2 protein-coding genes are annotated in these 1,240 nt (G+C 61.5%); both read left to right on the top strand.

Annotation, left to right across the window (positions count from 1 at the left end; translation table 11 throughout):
- The coding region (locus ZRA01_RS20265) for a winged helix-turn-helix domain-containing protein (RefSeq protein WP_141355178.1) at positions 1–460 on the top strand (460 nt) is incomplete at its 5' end.
- On the top strand, positions 460–1,240 hold a 781-nt coding region (locus ZRA01_RS20260), incomplete at its 3' end, for a HAMP domain-containing protein (RefSeq protein ID WP_141355177.1). The genes ZRA01_RS20265 and ZRA01_RS20260, both read left to right, overlap by 1 nt.

Genomic DNA, 1,240 nt, shown 5'->3' with positions numbered 1-1,240 from the left:
CCTGTTTCTGACCGCCAAAGACAGCGTGGATGACCGGGTCAAGGGGCTCGAACTGGGGGCCGACGACTATCTGGTCAAACCCTTCGCCTTCTCGGAGTTACTGGCTCGCGTTCGCACGCTCTTGCGCCGGGGGGCCAAGAACAAGGAAGTCGACGCCTTGCATGCGGCAGATCTGGAGCTGGACCTCCTGCGCCGCCGCGTCACGCGGGCGGGCAAGCGGATCGACCTGACCGCCAAGGAGTTTGCACTCCTTGAACTCCTGCTGCGCCGGCGCGGTGAAGTGCTGCCGCGCTCCCTGATCGCCTCCCAGGTGTGGGACATGAATTTCGACAGCGACACCAATGTGATCGAGGTGGCGGTGCGCCGCCTGCGGGCCAAGATCGACGACGGTTTTGAACCCAAGCTGATTCGCACCGTGCGTGGCATGGGCTATGTGCTGGAAGAACAGGAGGACGAATAGTGCGCCCTGTCCGCCGCAAGTCGCTGACCTTCCGCCTGACCGTGCTGTTCGCGGCGGCATCAACCGTGGTGTTGCTGGTACTAGGTTTGATTGTGGCTGAGTCCGTCGAACACCACTTCGAAGAGCAGGACATGGAGGCCCTGACCGGCAAACTCGAATTGATTCGCCATGCCTTGGCCAAGGTTCATTCGTCAAAGGATCTGGCAGCCATTCCGCAGCAGATGGACGACTCCTTGATCGGCCATCATGGCTTGGTCGTGGCAGTAAAGGGGCCGGATGGTCGCACCCTGTTCGCCACCGAGGACGCCCCTTTCCCCCAGCGCTTACTGGATCGGGTCAAAACACCTGAGGCTGAGCGCCCCTACGTGTGGCAAGTCGATGACCAGTTGTCCTTCCGGGGTATCGTGGCCGAAGCACCAACCGGAGTTCAGGCGTGGCCGCCCGCCGTAGTCGCCGTCGCGACGGACATTTCCCATCACCAGAGCTTCATGGACTCATTCATGAAGACCCTCTGGCTCGTGGTCATTGGGGGCACCTTGGCGACCGGACTACTCGGTTGGTTTGCTGCCCGTCGAGGCCTGGCGCCACTTCGCGAGATGAAGCGAAGAGCGACGGAAGTCAGCGCCCAACGTCTTGACCAGCGTTTACCTGTGGATGCCGTACCCGTCGAACTGGCTGAGTTGGCCGAATCCCTCAACGACATGCTGGCCCGGCTGGAGGAGTCGTTCAAGCGACTCTCGGATTTTTCATCAGACCTGGCTCACGAACTCCGGACCCCAG

Source organism: Zoogloea ramigera (assembly GCF_006539865.1).
In the GTDB taxonomy this organism is placed as follows: domain Bacteria; phylum Pseudomonadota; class Gammaproteobacteria; order Burkholderiales; family Rhodocyclaceae; genus Zoogloea; species Zoogloea ramigera.
This window is presented reverse-complemented; position numbering and strand designations above follow the sequence as displayed.